5 protein-coding genes are annotated in these 3270 nt (G+C 57.3%); 2 read left to right on the forward strand and 3 right to left on the reverse strand.

Annotated features, from left to right (window positions below; all coding sequences use genetic code 11):
- Window positions 1-343, forward strand: a 343-nt coding sequence (locus WBF74_RS08695; RefSeq protein ID WP_424438224.1) for a flagellar hook-length control protein FliK, incomplete at its 5' end; no start/stop codon positions are given.
- A gap of 32 nt (window positions 344-375) precedes the next feature.
- Window positions 376-984, forward strand: a complete 609-nt coding sequence (locus WBF74_RS08700) for a flagellar hook assembly protein FlgD (protein WP_424438227.1) — start codon at window positions 376-378, stop codon at window positions 982-984.
- A gap of 69 nt (window positions 985-1053) precedes the next feature.
- Here the strand turns inward: WBF74_RS08700 and WBF74_RS08705 are convergent, their stop codons facing one another.
- Genes WBF74_RS08705 through WBF74_RS08715 form a run of 3 tightly spaced genes read right to left on the reverse strand, consistent with a single transcriptional unit; the run spans window position 1054 to window position 3189 of the window.
- Window positions 1054-1578, reverse strand: a complete 525-nt coding sequence (locus tag WBF74_RS08705; protein WP_424438230.1) for a hypothetical protein — start codon at window positions 1576-1578, stop codon at window positions 1054-1056.
- A gap of 4 nt (window positions 1579-1582) precedes the next feature.
- Window positions 1583-2077, reverse strand: coding sequence for a rod-binding protein (locus WBF74_RS08710; RefSeq protein ID WP_424438233.1), 495 nt, complete (start codon window positions 2075-2077; stop codon window positions 1583-1585).
- Entirely contained in the window at window positions 2077-3189 is a 1113-nt protein-coding gene (locus WBF74_RS08715; RefSeq protein WP_424438236.1) for a flagellar basal body P-ring protein FlgI, read from the reverse strand. The genes WBF74_RS08710 and WBF74_RS08715 overlap by 1 nt, the downstream gene beginning before the upstream one ends.
- Window positions 3190-3270 lie beyond the last annotated feature (81 nt).

The following is a 3270-nucleotide window of genomic DNA, read 5'->3' on the forward strand; positions in this document are numbered from 1 at the left end:
GCGCGACAGCCTGACGCTTCGTCTTTTCCCCGAAGAATTGGGTGAGGTCGATATCTCGCTGCGCATGAGTGACGGACTATTGAAAATCAGCATCGCCTCCGCGCGCCCGGACACATTGGTGCTGCTGCAAAACAACCATCAGATGCTGAACCGTGCTCTCAGTGATCTCGGCTTTGCCGATGGCACAACGCAGTTTGAGTTCACCGAGCGTCGGGGCAGCTCGAGCGATTCCGAAGAGAAGCGCGGTAGCCAAAGTCCACATCGCCTGTCCGGCAGCGAGACTGCGCATGAACCCACACAGATGAGCCATCGCATTGATGGTGTCATCGACATAAGGCTCTGACCCCGCCGGCCAGGAGCGCCAAGGAGATTCCCATGACCGCCATTCCGCAGACGACATCTGACTACAACGCCTTTCTGAAGCTGATGACGGCTCAGATGAAGTATCAGGATCCATTGGCGCCACTCGATGCAACGCAGTTCGTGACGCAGCTTGCGCAGTTTTCGCAGGTTGAGCAATCCGTTCAAATGAACGGCAAGCTCGACAATTTGACGAGCGCCATCGCCAATCTATCCTCACAAACCGCCGTTTCCCTGATCGGGCGTCAGGTTGAGGTACAGGGCAATACAGTGACGCTAAAGGATGGAAGCGCGAGCTTCGCCGTCACCCTCGATGATACCCCTGAGCAGGCTGTCTATGTGATTGCGGACGCACAGGGCAATATTGTCCGGCATGGCGAGTTCACCTATTCCGGTGATCGCCATGTGATCGACTGGGATGGCAAGAACAACAACGGCGCGGCGGTCGATGAGGGCGCCTATCGCATCGAGGTCATCGCTGCCGACGAGAACGGCAACTCGATCCCGGCGCGCACTTTCATCAAGCAGACCATTGCACAGGTCATCCAGTCCGGTGGTACGACAAGCGTGCTTCTCGATAATGGCCAGACGATCGACGTCAATGCAGATATGCGGATTTCGTGACGCATCAGAAGCCAAAGAAAAGGCGGCTTCTCGTTGAAGCCGCTTTTCTTGTGCCTGGCTCATCCCGATCTAGAGATCTAAATTCATCCCTGCGAGGGAAAACTCGGCTGGCTCCACCTGCCGGCCGGAGGAAGCATAAAGCCCTTCGCTGCCCATCTCCTTCTCCGCCTTCACATGCAGGCCGACGATCTGCCGAACGGTTTCGTCAAGCAATCTGAGCGCCCTTTCATTATTCTGGGCGGCTTGCGCAAGCTTCTGTAACCCGGCCCCGAATGTTTCGGCGATCCAGCTACGGGGGGCGTCAGATGAAGCTTCCTCGACTAGCCCCTCCAGCGCGACAAGCAGCGCCTCTTTCCGGTCCGCGGCTTCGGGCAGAAATTCATAGCGAAGCTCGTAAACCGCCTTCGCCTCCTCTTCCAGCGTCTCGGTCAGGTCTGAAAGCGCCTTCGCCATGCGCATCTCCACCGCTGCAAGGCGCGCGACCGCAGCTTCATCGACCTGCGGGCTCACCTCTGCAACAGACGTCTCTTCGACAATGGCTACCTCATCGAAGGACTTGATCTTCTCCGAGAGCTTCTTTCCCGTCTCATTCATGCCTCTACCCCCACTCGCCAGAATTTGCGGCACCATAAGCGCGCGCCATATCGCGATGGATGAGCTCGGCAATGCCGATGCCACCGCTCTCTGCCACAGCTTCGCCAATTGTCTGCATCAGAAAACTTCGATAAATCGATTCCGCATGGCCGCCGCCAAAGAGCGTGTTCGTCTCGAGCCCCTTGAACATGTGGTCGAACATCTGCGCGAGCATGAGTGCCTCAAATTCCTGCGCCGCTTTCCGCATCGGGTCATGCGCATGATGCGGTGAGGCACCTTCTATGGTAGGTGCAGGCGCATATTGAATCCGTGCGAAAGCGCGCCCTCCCGTCGGTGGCAATGCACCACCCGGATTATCGGGCATTGGTATTGCGCGGCTCGTAAAGCGCTCCACAGGGGGCGGAGCGGAACGTGATGCCGATACATCCACGCGGGGTGACTTCACGATCCGGTCAAGATCGAAAGCAGAAGGCCCGAGCGATGAAACAGAAATTGACATCATATTACCTCGATCTCGGCCTGCATCGCCCCGCTTGCCTTGATCGCCTGAAGGATCGCGATGATGTCTCCCGGCGTCATGCCAAGCCGGTTGAGCCCTGTTACCAGCGCTTCAAGCGTGGTTGACCCATCGACAATCTCGAAGGAAGCGGGGCCGCCTTCGTCATAATCAATATCCGTGCGCGGCACGACAACGGTTTCACCCTGCTCCGCAAAGGGCGATGGCTGCGAAACCTGCGGCGTCTCGGTGACTTTCACAGTCAGGCTGCCATGGGTGATCGCAACCTTGCTGATACGAACATCTGCACCGATGACGATGGTGCCAGATTTTTCGTCGATGACGACCTTGGCCTGCGTGGCGGGACGTACTTTCAGATTCTCGATCTCGGAAATAAGCCGCGCAACCTGCCTGTCATAGCGCGGCAGGATCTGAACTTCGACATTGTTGAGATCCAGCGGATTGGCCACCACCGCTCCGAAGTGACGGTTGATAACATCCGCAATACGAATAGCGGTCGTAAAATCCGGATTACGAAGATTGAGGCGGACAACACCAAGCTGATTGAGTTGGTCCGGTATCTCGCGCTCCACCACCGCCCCGTTGACGATCCGGCCACGCGTTGGCACGCCTTTGGTCACGCTCTGCGCAGCACCTGATGCTTCGAAGCCGGAAATGGCGACTGCCCCCTGGGCAATGGAATAGACCTGCCCGTCTGCGGCCATCAGCGGCGTAACAAGGAGAATGCCGCCAGCAAGGCTCTTCGCATCCCCAAGCGTCGCAACGGAAACATCCATCAATGTGCCCTGGCGCGCGAAGGGCGGCAAATCAGCTGTCACCATCACCGCAGCCACGTTCTTTGTCTTGAGATCATCTTCCGAAAGATTGACGCCCATTCGCTTCAACATGCTCGCCAGCGTCTGCTCGGTGAAAGGCACGTTGCGAAGCTGGTCGCCCGTACCATTGAGGCCGATCACGAGCCCATATCCGACGAGAAGATTTTTTCGGACGCCCTCTACCCGCACAATGTCCTTGATGCGGCTTTCAGCCATGACGCTGCCCGGCGCGACAAGCGCCAGCGCAATGGCGAGAAAGAGAGTAGTGACGTTCTTCATCAATCCGGCTCCATTCGACTCTGTCGAACCCTAAAAAGATCGGGTTAAAGCCGGTTGTAAGTATCGGGTATTTCTCAGAGT

It is taken from the genome of Parvibaculum sp. (assembly GCF_049672805.1).
In the GTDB taxonomy this organism is placed as follows: Bacteria; Pseudomonadota; Alphaproteobacteria; order Parvibaculales; family Parvibaculaceae; genus Parvibaculum.